Source organism: Pseudomonas sp. SDO5532_S415 (assembly GCF_054071155.1).
Genome location: NZ_JBSVWS010000114.1, coordinates 1 through 20,127, shown reverse-complemented (window position 1 = coordinate 20,127; position 20,127 = coordinate 1). Strand labels below are relative to the sequence as shown.

General features: G+C 60.0%; 18 protein-coding genes. 5 read left to right on the top strand and 13 right to left on the bottom strand.

The window, feature by feature from the left end; translation table 11 throughout:
- Window positions 1-115 precede the first annotated feature (115 nt).
- The 3 genes from ACW9HW_RS21280 to ACW9HW_RS21270 form a co-directional block, all read right to left on the bottom strand.
- Window positions 116-1,990: an MFS transporter gene (locus ACW9HW_RS21280; protein ID WP_457401668.1), complete on the bottom strand. Its 1,875-nt coding sequence runs from the start codon at window positions 1,988-1,990 to the stop codon at window positions 116-118.
- A 96-nt stretch (window positions 1,991-2,086) separates the two neighbouring features.
- Complete coding sequence (locus ACW9HW_RS21275) at window positions 2,087-3,238, bottom strand: TDT family transporter (protein ID WP_457401667.1); 1,152 nt, start codon at window positions 3,236-3,238, stop codon at window positions 2,087-2,089.
- A gap of 146 nt (window positions 3,239-3,384) precedes the next feature.
- On the bottom strand, window positions 3,385-4,581 hold the full coding sequence (locus ACW9HW_RS21270; RefSeq protein ID WP_457401666.1) for an MFS transporter: 1,197 nt from the start codon (window positions 4,579-4,581) through the stop codon (window positions 3,385-3,387).
- Window positions 4,582-4,733: 152 nt separating this feature from the next.
- Here ACW9HW_RS21270 and ACW9HW_RS21265 point away from each other — a divergent pair, with 152 nt between their 5' ends.
- Entirely contained in the window at window positions 4,734-5,270 is a 537-nt protein-coding gene (locus ACW9HW_RS21265) for a TetR/AcrR family transcriptional regulator (RefSeq protein WP_095195612.1), read from the top strand.
- Window positions 5,271-5,505: 235 nt separating this feature from the next.
- Window positions 5,506-8,976 carry a hybrid sensor histidine kinase/response regulator gene (locus ACW9HW_RS21260; RefSeq protein ID WP_457401665.1) on the top strand — a complete coding sequence of 1,157 codons (3,471 nt, stop codon included), beginning with the start codon at window positions 5,506-5,508 and terminating at the stop codon, window positions 8,974-8,976.
- Window positions 8,977-9,131: 155 nt separating this feature from the next.
- On the opposite strand, the gene rmuC is transcribed toward ACW9HW_RS21260, so the two are convergent.
- Both rmuC and ACW9HW_RS21250 read right to left on the bottom strand, forming a co-directional pair.
- The gene (gene rmuC, locus ACW9HW_RS21255; RefSeq protein WP_170948698.1) at window positions 9,132-10,496 is read right to left on the bottom strand and encodes a DNA recombination protein RmuC; all 1,365 of its coding nucleotides are present in this window, start codon (window positions 10,494-10,496) and stop codon (window positions 9,132-9,134) included.
- Window positions 10,497-10,671: 175 nt separating this feature from the next.
- The gene (locus tag ACW9HW_RS21250) at window positions 10,672-10,995 is read right to left on the bottom strand and encodes an SEL1-like repeat protein (RefSeq protein WP_095195615.1); all 324 of its coding nucleotides are present in this window, start codon (window positions 10,993-10,995) and stop codon (window positions 10,672-10,674) included.
- 998 nt (window positions 10,996-11,993) lie between these two features.
- Here ACW9HW_RS21250 and ACW9HW_RS21245 point away from each other — a divergent pair.
- The 3 genes from ACW9HW_RS21245 to ACW9HW_RS21235 all read left to right on the top strand — a co-directional run bounded on the left by ACW9HW_RS21245 (window position 11,994) and on the right by ACW9HW_RS21235 (window position 14,405).
- A complete protein-coding gene (locus tag ACW9HW_RS21245; RefSeq protein WP_003204606.1) occupies window positions 11,994-12,218 on the top strand; it encodes a hypothetical protein in 225 nt (74 codons plus the stop codon).
- Window positions 12,219-12,493: 275 nt separating this feature from the next.
- A complete protein-coding gene (locus tag ACW9HW_RS21240; protein WP_150778613.1) occupies window positions 12,494-12,976 on the top strand; it encodes a hypothetical protein in 483 nt (160 codons plus the stop codon).
- A 148-nt stretch (window positions 12,977-13,124) separates the two neighbouring features.
- A complete protein-coding gene (locus tag ACW9HW_RS21235; protein WP_095195617.1) occupies window positions 13,125-14,405 on the top strand; it encodes an OmpP1/FadL family transporter in 1,281 nt (426 codons plus the stop codon).
- 184 nt (window positions 14,406-14,589) lie between these two features.
- On the opposite strand, the gene ACW9HW_RS21230 is transcribed toward ACW9HW_RS21235, so the two are convergent.
- The 8 genes from ACW9HW_RS21230 to cobU all read right to left on the bottom strand — a co-directional run bounded on the left by ACW9HW_RS21230 (window position 14,590) and on the right by cobU (window position 20,048).
- Window positions 14,590-15,156: a glutathione peroxidase gene (locus ACW9HW_RS21230; protein WP_457401664.1), complete on the bottom strand. Its 567-nt coding sequence runs from the start codon at window positions 15,154-15,156 to the stop codon at window positions 14,590-14,592.
- Window positions 15,157-15,228: 72 nt separating this feature from the next.
- The gene (locus tag ACW9HW_RS21225) at window positions 15,229-15,351 is read right to left on the bottom strand and encodes a hypothetical protein (protein WP_457401663.1); all 123 of its coding nucleotides are present in this window, start codon (window positions 15,349-15,351) and stop codon (window positions 15,229-15,231) included.
- Complete coding sequence (locus tag ACW9HW_RS21220) at window positions 15,348-16,556, bottom strand: MFS transporter (protein ID WP_095195620.1); 1,209 nt, start codon at window positions 16,554-16,556, stop codon at window positions 15,348-15,350. The genes ACW9HW_RS21225 and ACW9HW_RS21220 overlap by 4 nt, the downstream gene beginning before the upstream one ends.
- Before the next feature lie 52 nt (window positions 16,557-16,608).
- The gene (locus ACW9HW_RS21215; protein ID WP_008065263.1) at window positions 16,609-17,013 is read right to left on the bottom strand and encodes a MarR family winged helix-turn-helix transcriptional regulator; all 405 of its coding nucleotides are present in this window, start codon (window positions 17,011-17,013) and stop codon (window positions 16,609-16,611) included.
- A 152-nt stretch (window positions 17,014-17,165) separates the two neighbouring features.
- Window positions 17,166-17,900 carry an adenosylcobinamide-GDP ribazoletransferase gene (locus tag ACW9HW_RS21210; RefSeq protein ID WP_457401662.1) on the bottom strand — a complete coding sequence of 245 codons (735 nt, stop codon included), beginning with the start codon at window positions 17,898-17,900 and terminating at the stop codon, window positions 17,166-17,168.
- 2 nt (window positions 17,901-17,902) lie between these two features.
- On the bottom strand, window positions 17,903-18,478 hold the full coding sequence (cobC, locus tag ACW9HW_RS21205; protein ID WP_457401661.1) for an alpha-ribazole phosphatase family protein: 576 nt from the start codon (window positions 18,476-18,478) through the stop codon (window positions 17,903-17,905).
- Window positions 18,475-19,530, bottom strand: coding sequence for a nicotinate-nucleotide--dimethylbenzimidazole phosphoribosyltransferase (gene cobT, locus ACW9HW_RS21200; RefSeq protein ID WP_457401660.1), 1,056 nt, complete (start codon window positions 19,528-19,530; stop codon window positions 18,475-18,477). Before cobT ends, cobC begins: the two co-directional genes overlap by 4 nt.
- Window positions 19,527-20,048, bottom strand: coding sequence for a bifunctional adenosylcobinamide kinase/adenosylcobinamide-phosphate guanylyltransferase (gene cobU, locus ACW9HW_RS21195; protein WP_457401659.1), 522 nt, complete (start codon window positions 20,046-20,048; stop codon window positions 19,527-19,529). Before cobU ends, cobT begins: the two co-directional genes overlap by 4 nt.
- Between the last annotated feature and the right edge of the window lie 79 nt (window positions 20,049-20,127).

Sequence of the window (20,127 nt, the reverse complement as noted above, 5' to 3'; positions counted from 1 at the left end):
AATACCAACCGAATCTAAGGCGGTAGGATTTACCTACAACATAGAATCTCCCACATTTGATCGCATTTCATAGTGGGAGCGAGCCTGCTCGCGAAGGGGCCTGTACAAGCGACGACTATCTTACGGGCCCGCGCAAATCCCCCACCATCTGCTGCAATCTCGCTGGCTCCGCCACCTCAACCGCCACCGCCGGTCCCGCCACCAATGTCACCCGCGACCACAACCGGCGAAACAGTCCCTTGCCCGGATCGCGGCTGAAGAAACTCCCCCACAACCCCTGCAAGGCCAACGGAATCACCGGCACCGGCGTTTCTTCGAGAATCCGCGTCAATCCGCCCTTGAACTCATTGATCTCGCCATCGGCGGTCAGTTTTCCTTCGGGAAAGATGCACACCAACTCGCCGTCCTTCAGATACCGGGCAATGCGCGTGAAGGCTTGTTCGTAGATCCGGATGTCTTCCTGACGCCCCGCAATCGGAATCGTCCCGGCCGTGCGGAAGATAAAGTTCAGCACCGGCAGGTTGTAGATCTTGTAGTACATCACAAAGCGAATCGGCCGACGGACCGCACCGCCAATCAGCAAGGCATCGACGAACGACACGTGGTTGCACACCAGCAGCGCCGAGCCCTCCTCGGGAATCAGATCAAGGTTGCGATGCTCCACGCGGTACATGGAATGGCTGAGCAGCCAGATCATGAAACGCATGGTGAACTCGGGAACGATTTTGAAGATGTAGGCGTTGACACCGATGTTCAGCAACGACACCACCAGGAACAACTGCGGGATCGACAGTTCGGCCATGCTCAACAGGATGATCGAGACAATCGCCGATACCACCATGAACAACGCGTTGAGAATGTTGTTGGCGGCAATGACCCGGGCCCGCTCGTTCTCGACGGTGCGTGACTGGATCAACGCGTACAGCGGCACGATGTAAAAACCACCGAACACCCCCAGGCCGAGGATGTCGATCAACACCAGCCAGGTGTGGCCAAAGCCGAGTATCTCGATCCAGCCATGCCCTTCGACGCTGTCCGGTATTCCCCCGGAATGCCACCACAGCAGCAAACCGAACACGGTCAGACCGAACGAGCCGAATGGCACCAGGCCGATTTCGACTTTGCGCCCGGACAGTTTTTCGCAGAGCATCGAACCCACGGCGATACCGACCGAAAACACCGTAAGAATCAGTGTCACCACGGTTTCATCGCCGTGCATCCATTCCTTGGCATACGCCGGGATCTGCGTCAGATAAATCGCCCCGACAAACCAGAACCACGAATTACCGACAATCGAGCGCGACACCGCCGGGGTTTGCCCAAGGCCCAGCTTCAGCGTGGCCCAGGACTGGCTGAAAATATTCCAGTTCAGGCGCAATTGCGGTGAAGCGGCGGCCGCCCGCGGAATACCGCGGCTGGCCAGGTAACCGAGTACGGCGATACCGATGATCGCGGTGGAAACGACCGGTGCGTAATCACTGGACGACATCATGATCCCGGCGCCGATGGTCCCGGCCAGAATCGCCAGGAAGGTGCCCATTTCCACCAGGCCGTTGCCGCCGACCAGCTCATCTTCGCGCAGGGCCTGGGGCAGGATCGAGTACTTCACCGGCCCGAACAGCGCCGAGTGCGTGCCCATGGCGAACAGCGCCACCAGCATCAACCACAGATGATCGAACATGAAACCGATCGCACCGACCGCCATGATAGCGATTTCCCCGAGCTTGATCAGGCGGATCAGCGCGTCCTTGGCGAATTTCTCCCCGAACTGACCGGCCAGCGCCGAGAACAGAAAGAACGGCAGGATGAACAGCAGCGCACACAGGTTGACCCAGATTGAACGGTCACCTTCGATCGACAGCTTGTACAGAATGGCGAGGATCAACGACTGCTTGAAAATGTTGTCGTTGAACGCCCCGAGAGACTGTGTCACGAAGAACGGCAGGAAACGCCGGGTGCGCAGCAAGGTGAATTGCGAAGGGTGACTCATCTTCCATGTGTCCCTGATCAGGTAAAGAGAAGCGTGGATACAGTGATCGGAATGTCGCACGTCGATCCAGGCCACACCTTACCTAAACTTTGCCGTTCATTTCTTCAATCCCGCTATGCACGGCGAGACAAACAGCTCACCGCGCCACGCACCCAGCACCGTACGTTTGCCGACAATCAGCCACATCATTGCAAGCAGTGCCACCAGCACACAGCCGAAGACACTGAAAAACATCAGGTGCAGCATGCTGGCCAGTTTCAACGTCGCCAGAGAATAGACACCTAGCGGGAAGGTGAACCCCCACCAGCCGAGGTTGAAAGGTATGCCGGCGCGCAGATAGCGCAGCGTGATCAGCACCGCCATCAACATCCACCACAGACCGAAGCCCCACAGCGTGATGCCGGCGACCAGGCCCAGGCCGGCCGCGATGTCACCGACACCCGGCATACCATTGGCGGCGAATATCGCCGGAGCGTCGGCACCCAACAGCAACATGCCCAGCGCGCCCGTGCCAATCGGTCCAAGCGCCAGCCAACTGGAGGCGGCCATGTTTTCGTGGGGCAGTTTATGCAGCGCCATGCGCAGCAGCAGAATGGTCAGAATGCTGAACGCCACCGGCAGGGAAAATGCCCAGAGCACGTAGCTGGTCACCAGCACCACCAGTTGCGAATGGGCATCGGCCAAGTGCGGCGCCAGCAGGCCACCGCTGGCAGCCGCCACTTCCGCCGCCACCACCGGCAACAACCAAACAGCGGTCATCTGGTCGATACTGTGTTCCTGGCGGGTAAACATCATGTAGGGAATCAACACCCCGCACGCCACCGACATCGCCACATCCAGCCACCACAACGCTTCGGCCAGCGGAACCACGCCATCGCCCCATCGCGGCAACCCAAACAGCAGAAAGCCGTTGATGATGGTCGCCAGGCCCATGGGAATGGTGCCGAAAAACATCGAAACCGTGGAATGGCCGAAAATCCGCCGCGCCTCGTCAAAAAACAACACCCAGCGTGCCGCATACAGCGCGGTGAACAACAGGAACAGCACGATATTCAGTTGCCACAGGGCTTCGGCAACGCTGTGCAAAACCGGATGGGCGATGGGCAATTGCGCCAGCGCCAGGGCCAGCACGCCGGTGCCCATGGTGGCGGCGAACCAGTTTGGGGTGAACTGGCGGATGACCTCACGCGGGTGCTGCAGCTGGCGAAAAGGTTTGATACCGGGTTGGGCGGTATGGGGGCATGTCATGGTGGGCTCCTTCCTCTGGTGAGGTAGGGCCCATCATAGATCCGAATAGAATATCGATATAACGGGTAATATCTCTAACTGTTATCTATTTTGAAGATATATCCATTAAACCGTTGTCGCGAAGACTGAACGGGCACCGCATCACTTTATGGCTGACCCGCTGCGCTGCAAGCGCTAATAGTGCGCTGACGGGTCAAAGCGAACAGTGCGCTCAACGAAAGGAGGATCAACACCGCGCAATAACCATCGGTAGTGGCGACTAAACCAAAGGTACGGGTGAGGTTGCCGGCCAGCAACGACGGCAGGCAGAACGCCAGATAACTGAGCACGTAATACGCCGACATCAACCCGGCCCGCTCGTGGGGCAAGGCCAGGGGGAACAGACTGCGCACGGCCCCCAGGAAGCCGGCACCAAAACCACAGCCGGCGACCAGCGTGCCGAGGAAAAACAAGGGCAGACTCGCGCTGTGTACGCCCAGCAAAATCAGGACAATGCCTGCTGGCAGCGAACTGGCGCCCAATCGCAACGCCAAGGCGGCCGATCGATTGCGCAGGGTGAAAATCATCAGGGCGCCGGTCACCGTCAAGGCTGCCACGGTGCCCCCGCCAATCAGGTTTGACGTCGAGCCGGTGGCCGCCCGCACCAATGAAGGCGCCAGTGAGGCGTAGAAACCGCCGAGTGCCCAGGTCGAAATGTTAAGCGGCAACACGCGCCACAAGGTGGAGCGCGCCTGGACCGGTACGTGCAAGGTCGGCCGCAATGACGCCCATGCGCCCGACTGCGGCGAGACACTTTCCGGTAAACGCCACACATACACGGCCTGCATCAAAAATAAGGTCAGCAGCAGCCAGTAGGTCAAGTGCAAGGGAGCCGGTGCAAACTCGGCCAGCAAACCACACCCCATCCCGCCCAGGGCCATGCCAAGCAACGGGGCCACGCTGTTGATCAGCGGTCCCTGTTGGCGGTCGGTGTCGAGCAGGGTTGCACTCAATACGGCGGTGGCCATGCCGGTGGCAAAGCCTTGCAGTACCCGGGCGCCGATCAGCCAGGCGACATTGTCGGCGTAAATAAACAACAACATCGCCAGAATATTCAGCGCCACGGCCGTAAAAATCACCGGTTTGCGCCCCAGGTAATCCGAGAGCGAACCGACTGTCAGCAGCGCTGCCAGCAGACTCAAGGCATACACGGCAAAAATCAGCGTCAGTACAGCGTCCGAGAACTGCAGCTGTTGTTGATACAAGTGGTACAACGGCGTCGGTGCCGTGGAAGCCGCGAGAAAACTGAGTAAAGTGATTGCCAGGAACCACAGGCTGGCACGGTTTGAATGAGAACTGGACATGAGATCGCTCCGCAAAAGCTAATTTTTTGCTTTTGCGGAGTGTGCTACCGGCTTGCGCTTAAAGCAAATTCTTTGTGTTAAGGTCCGATGCATGGCTTTTCAGAACCGGTGTCATCTCGCACCAGACTCCGGCGCTAGACAGGAAACACGCAATGACTACTCCCGCTTTACGTCCCGGTGGCCGCAGCGCCCGGGTCCAGGAATCGATTCATACTGCCGTGCGCGAACTGCTCGAAGAGCAGGATCGCGCTACCGTGACCGTGCCGCAGATCGCCGCAAGGGCGGGTGTTACGCCTTCGACCATTTATCGGCGCTGGGGTGATTTGTCGGCGTTGCTGGCGGACGTTGCGCTTGCGCGCATGCAACCGGAAACGGAGTCGGCCAGGACCGGCAGCTTGCAAGGTGACGTGCTGGCCTGGGCCGAACAGTATCTGGATGAAATGAGTTCAGCGCCCGGCCGCAATATGCTGCGTGACGTGCAAGCGAGCCTCAAGCCGAGCTATTGCGCGACGATCATTGGCGGGCAGTTGCAGGTTATCCTGGATCGCTATCCGGATGCGCCCAAGCCCAGTGTCGATCGGCTGATCAATATGGTGGCGGCGCCTATCGTGTTTCGAATTCTGTTTTCCGAGACGCCGCTGGACGTCGAGGAGTTGCATCGGTTGATCGAGATTGCCCTTCGTCAGTGACAATGCCATTCGCGAGCGGGCTCGCTCCCACAGTTGATCTGTGTTTACCCCGGTCCGATGTGGGAGCGAGCCTGCTCGCGAAGAGGCCCGCGCAGTCACCATCGATCTGACTGACACCCCACCTGCGACACCCCGCCACGCCACGACCTTGGTCGACACTGACTAACCCCTGCCATCGTGCGAGACTGTCTATCCGGGCGGGAGGCCCGGGTGTCTTTGGTTACCTGGAGTTCCCATGTCGTTGTCCAGCGGGCTGATTGCCGCCGTCGCCCTGGCCTATATGGCCATCATGTTCGCCATCGCCTTTTACGGTGATCGTCGCAGCGCGCCCTTGCCGCCGCGGGTGCGTGCCTGGGTGTACAGCCTGTCGCTGGCCGTTTATTGCACCAGCTGGACATTCTTCGGCGCGGTGGGCCAGGCCGCCGAACAGCTCTGGTCGTTCCTGCCGATTTACCTCGGGCCGATCCTGCTGCTGATAGGCGCGCCGTGGGTGCTGCAAAAAATGGTGATGATCAGCAAACAGGAGAACATCACCTCCATCGCCGACTTCATCGCCGCACGCTATGGCAAATCCCAGTCACTGGCCGTGGTGGTGGCGCTGATCTGCCTGGTGGGCGTATTGCCTTATATTGCCTTGCAGCTCAAAGGCATCGTACTCGGTGTGAACCTGTTGATCGGTGCAGGCGCCGATGCCATGGGGGTTCGTGCGCAGGACACGGCATTGGTGGTGTCATTGGTACTGGCGTTGTTCACCATTGTCTTCGGTACCCGCAACCTCGATGCCACGGAGCACCACCGCGGCATGGTCCTGGCCATTGCCTTCGAATCGCTGGTGAAGCTGTTCGCGTTTCTGGCGGTCGGTGCCTATGTGACGTTCGGGCTGTATGACGGTTTTGATGACCTGTTCGACCAAGCCATGCTCGCCCCGCGCCTGGAGGAGTACTGGAAGGAAACCATCAACTGGCCATCGATGGTGGTGCAGACCGGGGTGGCGATGATGGCGATCATCTGCCTGCCGCGACAGTTCCATGTGACGGTGGTGGAAAACATCGACCCTCAGGACTTGAACCTGGCCAAATGGGTGTTTCCAGCCTACCTCGCCCTGGCGGCCTTGTTCGTGGTACCGATCGCCCTCGCCGGCCAGATGATGCTGCCAAGTTCGGTGCTGCCGGACTCATTCGTCATCAGCCTGCCGCTGGCCCAGGCCCACCCTGCCCTGGCGTTGCTGGCTTTTATCGGTGGCGCTTCGGCGGCCACCGGCATGGTGATCGTGGCCAGCGTCGCGTTGTCGACCATGGTCTCCAACGACATGCTGTTGCCTTGGTTGCTGCGCCGCAACAACGCCGAGCGCCCGTTCGAGGTGTTCCGCCAATGGATGCTGTCGGTGCGTCGCGTGAGCATCGTGGTGATTCTGTTGCTGGCCTATGTCAGTTATCGCCTGCTGGGCTCGACCGCGAGCCTGGCGACCATCGGCCAGATCGCCTTCGCCGCCGTGACCCAACTGGCGCCGGCCATGCTCGGTGCGCTGTACTGGAAACAGGCTAACCGTCGCGGCGTATTCGCCGGTCTCGCCGCCGGCACGTTCCTTTGGTTCTACACCTTGGTCCTGCCGATCGCCGCCCACAGTCTCGGGGTTTCCCTGAACAGTTTCCCGGGCCTGGCCTGGCTGCACAGCAACCCGTTGAACCTGCCGATCACGCCACTGACCCAAGGCGTGGTCCTGTCCCTTGCCGGCAACTTCACGCTGTTCGCCTGGGTCTCGGTGCTGTCGCGTACGCGGGTGTCGGAACACTGGCAGGCCGGTCGTTTCATCGGCCAGGAAATCAGCGCCCGCCCCAGCGCGCGTTCGATGCTGGCGGTGCAGATCGACGATCTGCTGCAATTGGCGGCACGCTTCGTCGGCGAGGAGCGCGCCCGGCAGAGCTTTATCCGCTTTGCCTACCGCCAGGGCAAAGGCTTCAACCCGAACCAGAACGCCGACAGTGAATGGATTGCCCATACCGAACGATTGCTGGCCGGTGTGTTGGGCGCCTCGTCGACGCGTGCGGTGGTAAAAGCCGCCATCGAGGGTCGGGAGATGCAACTGGAGGACGTTGTGCGCATCGCCGACGAAGCCTCCGAAGTCCTGCAATTCAACCGTGCACTGCTGCAAGGGGCGATCGAAAACATCACCCAGGGCATCAGCGTGGTCGACCAGTCGCTGAAACTGGTGGCCTGGAACCGTCGCTACCTGGAGCTGTTCAACTATCCGGATGGCTTGATCAGTGTCGGCCGGCCGATTGCCGACATCATTCGCCACAACGCCGAGCGCGGCCTGTGCGGTCCCGGCGAAGCCGAAGTGCACGTCGCCCGCCGTCTGCACTGGATGCGCCAGGGCCGGGCGCATACCTCCGAGCGGTTGTTCCCCAATGGCCGGGTGATCGAACTGATCGGCAACCCGATGCCCGGCGGCGGTTTCGTCATGAGTTTCACCGACATCACCCCGTTCCGCGAAGCCGAACAGGCGCTGACCGAAGCCAACGAAAGCCTTGAACAGCGCGTGACCGAACGTACCCACGAACTGTCGCAGCTCAATGTGGCCTTGACCGAAGCCAAAGGCACCGCCGAGGCGGCGAACCAGTCGAAAACCCGCTTCCTGGCAGCGGTGAGTCATGACTTGATGCAGCCTTTGAACGCTGCGCGACTGTTCTCCGCCGCCCTGACTCATCAGGAGGACGGCTTGTCCGGTGAGGCGCAAAAGCTGGTGCAGCACCTGGACAGCTCACTGCGTTCAGCCGAAGACCTGATCAGCGATTTGCTGGATATTTCCCGCCTGGAAAACGGCAAAATCAATCCCGATGCCAAACCCTTCACACTCAATGAGCTGTTCGACACCCTTGGCGCCGAATTCAAGGCGCTGGCGCGGGAACAGGGCCTGGCGTTCCGTGTCCGGGGCAGTACGCTGCGCATCGAAAGCGACATCAAATTGCTGCGCCGGATCCTGCAGAATTTCCTGACCAACGCCTTCCGTTACGCCAAAGGCCCTGTGCTGCTGGGGGTTCGTCGCCGCAAGGGCGAGCTGTGCCTGGAGGTCTGGGACCGCGGGCCGGGTATTCCCGAAGATAAGCAGCAGGTGATTTTCGAAGAATTCAAACGCCTCGACAGCCATCAAACACGTGCCGAGAAAGGCCTGGGGCTGGGCCTGGCGATTGCCGACGGCTTGTGCCGCGTGCTGGGGCATACCCTGCGCGTACGCTCATGGCCGGGACGCGGCAGCGTGTTCAGCGTGAGCGTACCGCTGGCACGAGCGCAAGCGGCGTTGCCGGCCAAGGTGGCCGAACTCAACGGCAAACTACTCAGTGGTGCGCAGGTGCTGTGCATTGATAACGAGGACAGCATCCTGATCGGCATGAACAGCTTGTTGACCCGCTGGGGTTGCCAGGTCTGGACCGCGCGCAACCGCGAGGAATGCTCGGCGCTGCTTGGTGATGGGGTACGGCCGCAATTGGCCTTGGTGGATTACCATCTGGACAATGGCGAAACAGGCACCGATTTGATGGCCTGGTTGCGGACCCGATTGGGCGAACCGGTACCCGGTGTGGTGATCAGCGCCGACGGCCGGCCGGAAACGGTAGCCCAGGTGCATGCGGCGGGGCTGGATTACCTGGCCAAACCGGTGAAACCGGCGGCATTGCGGGCGTTGTTGAGTCGGCATCTGCCGTTATAGCGACTTACAAGTCAGCACACACTATGTGGCGAGGGAGCTTGCTCCCGTTGGGTCGCGAAGCGGCCCCTAAAAGAAGGGCTGCTGCGCAGTCCAACGGGAGCAAGCTCCCTCGCCACAACAAGCTCCATCGCCACAACTGTCAGCTGAAATAGAATTTATTCCGGCAACTCGACCAGCCCATCCACATCCGTCATCGCCCGCTCCAGCAGATCCGCCGGCAGGCTTTTGCTGGCCCTCGCCCCGAGCAACTTGAGTTGTTCACTGCGGCTGACCAGATTGCCGCGGCCTTCTGTCAGCTTGTTGCGCGCAGCGCTGTAGGCTTTGTCCAGTTGCTGCAGGCGATTGCCGACTTCATCCAGATCCTGAATGAACAACACGAACTTGTCGTACAGCCACCCGGCCCGCTCGGCGATTTCCCGGGCGTTCTGGCTTTGCCGCTCCTGCTTCCACAGGCTGTCGATGACACGCAGGGTCGCCAGCAAGGTGGTCGGGCTGACGATCACGATATTGCGGTCGAACGCCTCCTGGAACAGTGTCGGTTCGGCCTGCAACGCGGCGGAAAATGCCGCTTCGATCGGTACGAACAGCAGGACGAAATCCAGGCTGTGCAAACCGTCGAGCCGCTTGTAGTCCTTGCCGGCCAGACCTTTGACATGATTGCGCAGGGACAGGACGTGCTGCTTGATAGCGATCTGGCTGATGCCTTCGTCTTCGGCCGCCACGTATTGCTGATAAGCCGTGAGGCTGACCTTGGAGTCGACCACCACCTGCTTGTCGCCAGGCAGATAAATGATCACGTCAGGTTGGAACCGCTCGCCATCCGGGCCTTTGAGATTGACCTGGGTCTGATATTCGCGGCCCTTCTCCAGCCCGGCATGCTCAAGCACTCGCTCCAGAATCAGTTCACCCCAGTTACCCTGGGTTTTCTGCCCCTTCAAGGCACGGGTCAGGTTGGTGGCTTCATCACTCAGGCGCAGGTTCAACTGTTGCAGGCGCTCCAGTTCCTTGGCCAGCGAAAAGCGTTCCCGGGCTTCAGCCTGATAGCTTTCCTCGACGCGTTTTTCAAACGACTGGATGCGCTCCTTTAACGGATCGAGCAGCTGTCCCAGGCGCTGCTGGCTGGTCTCTGCAAAACGCTGCTCTCGCTCATCGAAAATCTTCCCCGCCAGTTCGGCGAACTGCGCACGCAGCTCATCTCTTGAACCCTGCAGGTCGTTGAGGCGCTGCTGGTGGCTTTCCTGCTGCTCACGCAATTCGGCGTTGAGCGATGCCGCCTGGGCGTCCAGGCGACGCAACTCGGCATCTTTGCCTGCGCGTTCGATATTCCAGGCGTGGGAGGCGTCGCGGGCATCATCCCGTTCGATTTGCAGCAACTCGACTTCACGGCGCACAGCGGCAAGGTCAGCTTGCCGGGCGGCATTGGCCTGACCGAGATCGGCTATTTCATCACGACAGGCTTCGAGTTGCGCGTTCAGGCCATCCTGCGCCAGATGCGCCGTAGCCAGTCGCTCTTCCAGCAACGCGACCTGGGCTTGCGCCAAGCTTGCCCTGCGTTGAAGTTGCCAGGCCAATACCAGTAGCGGCAGAGCAGCGCCCCCGAGCCCCAGCAACGCGCTGGTCAAGTCCATAGCCATAGCCATTCCTGCCATTGAAATAAAGCTTGAAGGTTAACCAAGGCGTCAGGTCTTGGACAGCTCAGTCTTCGAGCAGGCCCAGTTCCTGTTGCGCACGCAAGTCCCCTGCCCGCGCTGCCTGGCGCAGGAGATCCTGGCCGATGCGACGGTCCCTGGCATTGCCGCACTCGCGGCACATCAACTGGCCGAGGCGGCTTTGCGCAGCCACGACGCCCTCACGGGCCGGTTGCTTGAGCAAACGCCCGGCAATGTGTTTGACGTTGGTGTTTTCGCCCAGGCGCGGGCTGTCCAGCAGCCATTCGGCCACCCGCATCGAAAAGCGCTTGGGTGGGGCAACAATGGGCGTTTTGGAAGTGGATGAAGCGGATGGCGTACGAAACTTCATAAAACACTGTGGGCAGATCGGAAGGCGCGCCACTCTACTCTTTTTTTCTTACAGGTAAAGGTGAAAAAATCCGGGCACGCCCGTCCTAGAGCAAGCGCTCGGGACAATCCACAGAAGCTGTGGATAACTCAGTGGACAACCGCCCCTGAAGTCTCGCAAAGCCCTGTGGAATGGGGCCTGCAGTCAAACTGACGATTTTTTCACCAGTTAAAAAAAGCGATGTTTTTCATTGACTTAAATTTTGGTTACAGGCACCCACTGCGCTTGAAGGCTAGATGACAGCGAGGTGACAGCGCGCGCAAATAATGTGCACAAGTACCTTCGGGACGGTTATATCGCTGCGCTTTTTTCGCGCATTTTTTCTCCTTGTCTGGGGATAAAACCCTGCAAACCCGTGATCCAGGCAGTTCGCCACTGGTCGATTCACCACGACCGCCGGTCGGATTACGGACCATTACAGGGCGCTGCTTCGGTTCATGACCTTCGGCAAAGGACTTTACGTAGCCGCAGAATGAGACGACTGGCCGGCTTTTTTGGCTAACACACTTCCCATCGCCGTTTCAATCCGATACTATCCGCGCCGTTAGTACCAAGCTGAAAGTCAATTCTGGTCGAACAAATCCCCCCGGTCAGCCTTCCCACAGGAAGCCTTACACCGAACAAGCGGGATCGGCCACCTCGATGGTTTCCAGGTAAATCTTGTGTCAACACAGCCTTTGAATCGAAAGCAAAGGGTGTTGTCAGGCTCACTTACTCTGACCGAACCAACCTGCAAATTGATCAGGATCTTCACCCCGGGCCCAGAACCTTTGCCCTCGATGTGTTGCCTGCCCTCCTAAGTACCTACCTGCCAGCCCAAGCGCGCCAATTATCAGCGCTTCAAACTGGCTGCTTTGTTCCAGTCGGGTTCTTCGTTCGACCAACGGTGGTCGTCGTTACTGGAACGTTTTAATTTTGCACGGCTCTTATCCGTGTCGCTTGTAGGAACACCCATGACTATGTCTACTCAAATCCATGCACAGGATGCCATCCGCACCCTAACCAACGCTTTTGCACCAATGAACTGCCTGATCATGGCCGCTCGCAAAGGCTGCTTCAGCTTTACCCTGGTCAACGAACACGGCATCGCCCGTCACAGCGAGCGCCTGTACCCCGATCAATACTCCAGCGCCGAACCGCTGCAGGCTGTGATCGAGCGTACCCGTCAGGCACTGGTTGCCTGAGACGCCAGCAAGGCTGAAACACCAGAAGCCCCGCTCAAAAAGCGGGGCTTTTTGTTGCCTGGCATTTCATGTTGCAGGTCCTCCGGCTAAGCACCAAGCGATATAACGGTTATAACTGGAAGCCGGAAATATTTTAAAAACAGACCTTTACGCAGTGAATATGACACTACACTTCAACTCAAGCGGCTTGATCCGCTTCCGGCGAGCCTGAGTCGATTCACCGCTGCCAACGCTCCCTTCAGGTTTCGCCGACCATTTAGTGTTTCGAGGGTTTTATGGGTATCGCTGCCAGCGAACTGTGCCGCTATGTGATCCGCCCGACATTGATCTACCTTGGACGCCATAGCGCAACCGCCGAATCCCTGCTGCTGGGTATCGCCGCCAGCCAGTCAGCCCTTGGTTCCGCCCTGCACGACCGCCGTGGGCACGGCCTGTATCGAATCGCCGAACCCCGCCATCAGGCCCTCTGGGACCACTACCTGGCCCTCGATCCCGAACGTGCCAGCCTGGTCCGCGGCCTGGCCAGCCAGCATGCCTTTCTCAGTGGCCCGCACCTGGAATTGACCGTCAACCTGCGTTACGCCACAGCCATTGCCTGGCTGCTGGTCGAAGAACAGAACACCCCTCTCCCCGCAGCAGACGACCTGCTGGGCATGGCCCGAATCTGGCGCCAGACCTTCCAGCCCCAAGGACGCCTGAGAGACTTCACCTCCGCTTGGCAAACCTGTGTTTCACCGCTGAATCAGGTAGCCTGCTGATCCCCGCTTGGATCCAAAGATCGCACAACAGGTCGCGAATCTGGTCGGATTGTCCTACAAAACCGCTCTAAATCAAGCGATACAGCCTATAGCGCCCGGACAAAAATGTTGGTAATTTGCGCCCCGGTGATCACCAGGAGTTCTAATAATGAAAAAAGTAATGCTCAAAACCACCATTAGCCTCGCCGTTGCCTTGGCATCCACCCAGATCTTTGCAAGTGGCTTTGCCCTCAACGAACAAAGCATCAGCGGGATGGGTACAGGTTTTGCCGGGCGATCTTCCTCTGCCGACGACGCATCCACCATTTTTGGCAACCCTGCCGGCATGTCTCGCCTCAAGCGCGAACAAGTGACTGGCGGTGTTGCATTTATTGACGCGCACACCGATATCAGCGATGCCAGCTCCCGTCCGAACGGCGGCACCAACAAAGGTGACATGGTCCCTTTCATGGGCGTGCCGATGGGCTACTACGTCAAGCCAATCGATGACCAGTGGGCGGTCGGTTTCGGCGTCTATGCGCCGTTCGGCCTGGTAACCGATTACGAGAACGGCTTTGCCGGCCGTTACTTCGGCAGCAAGAGCGAAGTCAAAATCGTGACCCTGCAGCCAACCGTCAGCTATGCCTTCAACGACAAGGTGTCGATCGGTTTTGGTCCGACCATCAACCGCATCGACGGCAAGCTGGAATCGAACGTCTCCCTGAACCCGCTGGCACCGGACGGTGAAGTCAAGATCAAGGGTGACGACACCGCACTGGGTTACAACATCGGTATTCTGGTGCAAGCCACCGACAGCACTCGCGTCGGCCTGACCTACCATTCGAAAGTGAAGTACAAGATCGAGGGTGACACCAAGGTCAACTACGGCCTGCTTAGCGCACTGGGCCAAAACCCGAGCCAGAAGTACGACGCTTCGCTCGACATCACGACGCCTGAGTCGGTTGACTTCTCCGTGACTCACCAGCTGAACGACCAGTGGACCCTCTACGCAGGCAGCACCTGGACTCGCTGGAGCCGCCTCAAGGAAATCTCCGTCGAGAACGAAGGCGTACCTGCAGCGTTGGCCGCACGCGGGTTTGGCACCATTACTGAAGAGCAGAACTGGCACGACACCTGGGCGCACGCCATTGGTGCTTCCTACCAGCTGAACAAGCAGTGGGTACTGCGTACCGGTCTGTCCGTCGACCAGGCGCCAACCAACAACGAAAACCGCTCGCCACGTATCCCGACGGGCGATCGCACGATTTTCAGCCTGGGTGCCGGCTGGAGCCCGACCGACGACCTGACCATCGACGTGGCGTATTCGTACCTGAAGGAAGAAGCGGTCCATGTCAACAACAGCAACGGTGCTCCTCGCAACCAGAGCTACAGCGCCAAGTATGAAAACTGGGCGAACGGCTTCGGTGTCGGTGCGACCTACCGCTTCTGATGATCGTCGGCGAGCCTGAACGACTCGCCGCCCGAATCGAAAAAGCCCCGCGCTCTTCTGCAGAACGCAGGGCTTTTTTGTGGGCTGTAGGAGCGAGCTTGCTCGCGATGGACGTCAACGATGACGTGTACCAGCAGGATAAACGTGGCGCCCTCGAAATTCGCGAGCAGGCTCGCTCCCACAGTCAGGGAACGGCAGCCAGCGGCGGCGAGGCCAGGGCTTTCTCCACAGCGGCGATGAACTCAGGGTCATCGGGCTTGGTCAGGCTGGAAAAACTGGCGATCACCTTGCCCTGGCGATCGACCACGTACTTGTAGAAATTCCACTTGGGCGCGCTGCTCTGACTGGCAAGCACCTTGAACAGGTGCGTGGCATCGTCGCCGCGGACTTTCTGCGGTTCGGTCATGGTGAAGGTCACGCCATAATTCACGTAACAGACCTTGGCGGTCTCGGCACCGTCCTTGGCTTCCTGCTTGAAGTCATTGGATGGTACGCCGATCACTTCCAGCCCCTGCTCCTTGTAACGCTGATTCAACGCCTCAAGGCTTTTGAACTGCGGCGCGAAGCCACAGAAACTGGCAGTGTTGACCACCACCAACGGCTTGCCGGCAAAGCGCTGGCACAAATCGATGGACTCATTGGCGCGCAACTTGGGCAATGAGCCTTGCAACAGCGCCGGGCACTCTGCCGCTTGAGCCAATCCGCTAAACGCTACCAGTAACGCGGGAACTGCAAACCAGCGCATCAGCATATCGGTGCCTCCGTGTGAGGAATCGTCAGGATCGAAGTTACTCGCCCTGACATCCTGCTAGCAAGCCTCCCTCTAGCACACACTCATGCCCAACTGCATCAACGCCAGCCCGCCCCGATGCCAGCCCCACCACGCCAGGGCCAGCAGCAAGGCACAGACGGCCAAAAGGGTGATTCGCGGCCAGAGACTGTTCATGTCGCACTCATTTGGGTTTGCAGGCGCGCCACCGGCCGTTCACGCACCGGCCAGTTCAGGGCCGCCGCCATCAGGCTCAAGAGAATCGCGACTTGCCAGATCAAGTCATAGCTTCCGGTTCGATCGTACACCACCCCGCCCAACCAGCCGCCGAGGAACGAGCCGAGCTGATGGAACAGGAAAACAATCCCACCGAGCATGGACAGGTTTCGTACGCCAAACAAGGTCGCGACCGTGCCGTTGGTCAAGGGCACCGTCGACAGCCACAGGAAGCCCATGGCCATGCCGAATAGATAGGCTGTTGTCGTGGTCACCGGCGCCCACAGGAACAGCGCAATCACCACAGCCCGCAACAAGTACAGACCCGTGAGCAACCGCGGCTTGGACATGCGCCCGCCCAGCCAGCCTGCGGTGTAGGTGCCGAAGATATTGAACAGACCGATCAGCGCCAACACCGTGGTGCCGACGGTGGCCGGAAGATGTTGATCCACCAGGTACGCCGGCAAGTGCACGCCGATGAACACCACCTGGAAGCCGCAGACAAAAAAGCCGAACGCCAGCAGCCAGAATCCCGAATGGGAACAGGCTTCACGCAAGGCTTCGGACAGGGTTTGTTCATGCCCTAGCACCGGCAAGGGTTTGTCCTTGAGCATGCCCACCAGCGGCACGATCAGGGCCACCAGCAACCCCAACGCCAGCAAGGCCGCGGACCAGCCGAGCCAGCCGATCAACCCGAGCGTGCCGGGCAGCATGGCGAACTGACCGAAGGAACCGGCGGCGCTGGCGATCCCCATGCCCATGCTGCGTTTCTCCGGCGGCACTGCCCGCCCGACCACGCCGAGGATCACCGAAAACGAGGTGCCGGACAGACCGATGCCGATCAACAGGCCGGCACTTAGCGACAAAGTCACCGCCGAGTCGGACAGGCCCATGAACACCAGGCCCAGGGCATACAGAACGCCACCGATGAGCACCACTTTCGCCGCGCCAAAGCGATCGGCCAGCGCGCCGGTGAACGGTTGCGCCAGGCCCCAGATCAGGTTTTGCAGGGCGATGGCGAAGGCAAAGACTTCCCGCCCCCAGCCGAATTCGGCACTCATCGGCGCGAGGAACAGGCCGAAGCCATGTCGAACGCCCAGAGACAACGCAAGAATCAGCGCACTCCCCAACAGAACCCAACCGCACGTACGCCACATCGATGTCATTCTTGTTCTCCGGTCGCGGGTATATACCCGCTTAAGATCGAACAAACCGGCATCAAGCCAGTTCGTCCAGCAACTTCAACAACGTTTCACGCTTTTCGGCGCCCAGACGATCAACCAATCGCTGCTGCGCCGCCTCCCAGGCCGGCAAGGCTGCTTTTAGCCGCTCGGCTCCGGCCTCGGTCAGCAGGACGATACGATTGCGCATGTCCTCGCCTTCCACCAGCGTCACCAGGCCTTCGCCTTCCAGTACCCGAAGATTACGCCCCAGGGTGCTGCGATCCAGCCCCATGGCTTCGGCCAACGTGGAAATGCTCGGTTGATCCAGACGCTGCAGATTGCACAGCAAAGAATACTGCGCAACGTTGATCCCGAAGCCATCGAGAGCGCCGTCGTAGTGCCTGCTGACGCCACGGGCGGCGCGACGCAGGTTGATACATAAACATTGGGAGTCGAGCATGGTGCGTGTATATACCCGTGGTTGAATGAATGCAAATTTATGTTACACCGAAGCCCTGTAGGAGCGAGCTTGCTCGCGATGGGCGTCAACGATAACGCGTGCTTTCTGAATAAACACGGCGGTCTCGAATGCATCGCGATGCGAGCTCGCTCCTACAGGACTAGCGCAAGCCCTACTAGCACCGCCACTTCCAGCAACTCCAGCAATGCGCCGGCCGTATCCCCTGTCGTCCCGCCCAGTCGCCGCAACATCACTTGCCTTAACCAGACGAACAGCGCAACGCCCAACACCACGGAGAACACGCCCTGAATACCCGCGATCAGCAGACAAACCAAAGCGCTGAGTGCCAACACCTGCTTGCCCGCCGACCGCGGAAGATGATCGGCCAGTGCCTGCCCCAGACCGCCAGGACGCACATAGGGCGTGGTCAGGAATAACCCCAGCAACGCGCTGCGCCCCAGCAACGGAACGATGATCAGCGCCACGGCGTGCTGCTGTTCGATCAACGCCAGCAACGCGGCAAATTTCAGCAGCAGCACCAAGACCAGCGTAACCACTGCGATCGGTCCGCTGCGCGGGTCTTTCATGATCGTCAGTGTGCGCTCACGGTCGCCATATCCACCGAGCCAGGCGTCGGCGCTGTCGGCCAGACCGTCCAGGTGCAACGCCCCGCTGAGCAACACCCAAACCGTCAGCAACAGCGCTGCGTGCAACAACAAGGGCGTGCCCAGCAACAGCCAGTTCAATGCCCATAGAATCCCGCCGAACAACAAACCCACCAGCGGATAAAACAGCAGCGATCGCCCCAGCTCTTGCGGTGCCGGCATGCCCGGCAATCGTATCGGCAGGCTGCTGAGGAATTGCAGGGCGATCCAGAACGGCAACATGGTCAATGCACTTCCTTTAACAAGCCATCGGCATCAACCGATAGCGAGAACAGTGCTCCATGACCCACTTCGACGTTGAGCAACTGCTCACGAGGCAAACCTCGGGCTTGAGCCAGCAACAAACGCATGACCCCGCCATGGCTGATCAGCAACACACGCTCGCCGGCGTACGCCGCTTGCAAACGCGCCACTGCCGCCCGCACCCGCACAGAAAATTCGGCCACCGGCTCTCCCTGAGGCGGGGTGAATGAATAAGGATCCGCCCAAAACAACCCCAGGGCTTCGGCATCGGTTTCCATCAACGCCGCGGCGCTCTGCCCTTCCCAACGACCAAAGTGCAGTTCCTGCAGGTTCTGATCGAACGCTACCGGTAAGCCCATTTGCCCGGCGAGTTCCTCAGCGAAGCGCGCACAACGCTGCAACGGTGAGCTGATCACACGATCCCAAGGCCCCTGCTCTATCACGGCCGCGCGCATCTGCTGCCAACCCTTTTCGGTCAGCGCATCGTCGAGACTGCCACGCAAGCCGCCGCCGAGTTCGGTTTCGCCATGACGCAGCAGATCCAGGCGCAAAATCATGCCGGACGATCCGCGACCGCCGCCTCAGCGAACGTCGCCATTTGCCCGTGCAGGTCACACGCAAGCCGCAACAACGGCACGGCCAGTGCCGCGCCGCTGCCTTCGCCCAGACGCAAACCGAGGTCGAGCAACGGCTCGGCGCCCAGGGTTTCCAGCACATGCCGATGCCCGGGCTCGGCGCCACGATGACCAAACAACAGCCACTGACGGCATTCAGGATTCAGGCGCACCGCGACCAACGCGGCAACGCTGCAGATGAAGCCGTCCACCAACACTGCAACACCTTCCTGGGCACAGGCCAGATAAGCGCCAACCAGTGCTGCGATTTCGAAGCCGCCCAGATTGAACAGGGTTTGCAAGGCATCGCCACGTTGAGCGCCATGCAATGCCAATGCGCGTTCAATCACCTCGGCCTTGTGGCTGACACCCGCCGCATTCAAACCAGTGCCCGGCCCGGCCAGATGCACCACCGGGCATTCGAGCAAGGCACAGGCCAGCGCGCTGGCGGCAGTGGTGTTGCCGATGCCCATCTCGCCACCGATGAACAACTGCGCACCGCCCGCTTTCGCCCGCCATACGCTGTCACGACCGGCCTGCAGAGCGAGTTCGCCTTGAGCCGCGGTCATCGCCGGACCCTGCGCGAAATTCGCCGTGCCCGGGCCGACGTTCAGGTGACGCACCCCCGGCAGGTTCAACGATGGCGTGACCGTTCCCAGATCCACCACTTCGAGGCAAGCCCCCAGCTGCCGCGCCAATACGCTGATCGCCGCACCGCCGTTGACGAAGTTATGCAGCATCTGCCCGGTGACTTCCTGGGGAAACGCCGACACCCCTTCGGCCACCACGCCGTGATCACCGGCAAAAATTGCGATCGACACCTGCTCCAGACTCGGCTTGACCCGCCCCTGCAATCCCGCCAGTTGCACCGCCACCGACTCAAGTTGACCGAGAGATCCGGCCGGCTTGGTCAGTTGCTGTTGGCGGGCTAGCGCCTGCTCGACCGCCTGGGCGTCGATCACTTGGCACGGGTTCAACCACCAGGATGGGCTCATAACGCAGTTCCTTTCAAAGTCAGGGGCAGGCCGGCGACGGTCAGGACAACTCGCTGACAACGCTCGGCCAGAGCTTGATGCAGCCAACCGGCTTCATCGACATAGCGGCGAGTCAACTCGCCCAGCGGCACGACACCCATTCCGGTCTCGTTGCTGACAAAAATGATTTCCCCCGGCAGTGACGCCAGGCACTCCAGCAAGGCTTCACGCTCGGCGTTCAGGCGCTCGGCATCGTCCTGCATCAGCAGATTGGTCAGCCACAGGGTCAGGCAATCGACTAACAGGCAATGATCGGCGCGAGCGTTTTCGCGCAGGACACGGGCCAGTTCCAGAGGTTCTTCGATCAACGCCCATTCGGCCGGACGACGGGCGCGATGATGGGCGACCCGCTGGCTCATTTCGCCGTCCAGGGGTTGGCTGGTGGCGATGTAGGTCACCTGGAGCTGACTGTCTGTTGCCAGTTTTTCAGCCAGGCGACTTTTGCCGGAGCGGGCGCCGCCGAGGATCAGTTGGAGCATGGTTATCAACCTTCTAATTGGCGGTGTAACGACTCGCGCCTTCGCGAGCAGGCTCGCTCCCACATTGGAACGCGGTCAA

Coding starts and splice junctions, on each gene's coding strand:
- ACW9HW_RS21280 (WP_457401668.1), bottom strand. CDS start 1,990: ATGAGTCACCCTTCGCAATTCACCTTGCTGCGCACCCGGCGTTTCCTG.
- ACW9HW_RS21275 (WP_457401667.1), bottom strand. CDS start 3,238: ATGACATGCCCCCATACCGCCCAACCCGGTATCAAACCTTTTCGCCAG.
- ACW9HW_RS21270 (WP_457401666.1), bottom strand. CDS start 4,581: ATGTCCAGTTCTCATTCAAACCGTGCCAGCCTGTGGTTCCTGGCAATC.
- ACW9HW_RS21265 (WP_095195612.1), top strand. CDS start 4,734: ATGACTACTCCCGCTTTACGTCCCGGTGGCCGCAGCGCCCGGGTCCAG.
- ACW9HW_RS21260 (WP_457401665.1), top strand. CDS start 5,506: ATGTCGTTGTCCAGCGGGCTGATTGCCGCCGTCGCCCTGGCCTATATG.
- ACW9HW_RS21250 (WP_095195615.1), bottom strand. CDS start 10,995: ATGAAGTTTCGTACGCCATCCGCTTCATCCACTTCCAAAACGCCCATT.
- ACW9HW_RS21245 (WP_003204606.1), top strand. CDS start 11,994: ATGTCTACTCAAATCCATGCACAGGATGCCATCCGCACCCTAACCAAC.
- ACW9HW_RS21240 (WP_150778613.1), top strand. CDS start 12,494: ATGGGTATCGCTGCCAGCGAACTGTGCCGCTATGTGATCCGCCCGACA.
- ACW9HW_RS21235 (WP_095195617.1), top strand. CDS start 13,125: ATGAAAAAAGTAATGCTCAAAACCACCATTAGCCTCGCCGTTGCCTTG.
- ACW9HW_RS21230 (WP_457401664.1), bottom strand. CDS start 15,156: ATGCTGATGCGCTGGTTTGCAGTTCCCGCGTTACTGGTAGCGTTTAGC.
- ACW9HW_RS21225 (WP_457401663.1), bottom strand. CDS start 15,351: ATGAACAGTCTCTGGCCGCGAATCACCCTTTTGGCCGTCTGTGCCTTG.
- ACW9HW_RS21220 (WP_095195620.1), bottom strand. CDS start 16,556: ATGACATCGATGTGGCGTACGTGCGGTTGGGTTCTGTTGGGGAGTGCG.
- ACW9HW_RS21215 (WP_008065263.1), bottom strand. CDS start 17,013: ATGCTCGACTCCCAATGTTTATGTATCAACCTGCGTCGCGCCGCCCGT.
- ACW9HW_RS21210 (WP_457401662.1), bottom strand. CDS start 17,900: ATGTTGCCGTTCTGGATCGCCCTGCAATTCCTCAGCAGCCTGCCGATA.
- cobC (WP_457401661.1), bottom strand. CDS start 18,478: ATGATTTTGCGCCTGGATCTGCTGCGTCATGGCGAAACCGAACTCGGC.
- cobT (WP_457401660.1), bottom strand. CDS start 19,530: ATGAGCCCATCCTGGTGGTTGAACCCGTGCCAAGTGATCGACGCCCAG.
- cobU (WP_457401659.1), bottom strand. CDS start 20,048: ATGCTCCAACTGATCCTCGGCGGCGCCCGCTCCGGCAAAAGTCGCCTG.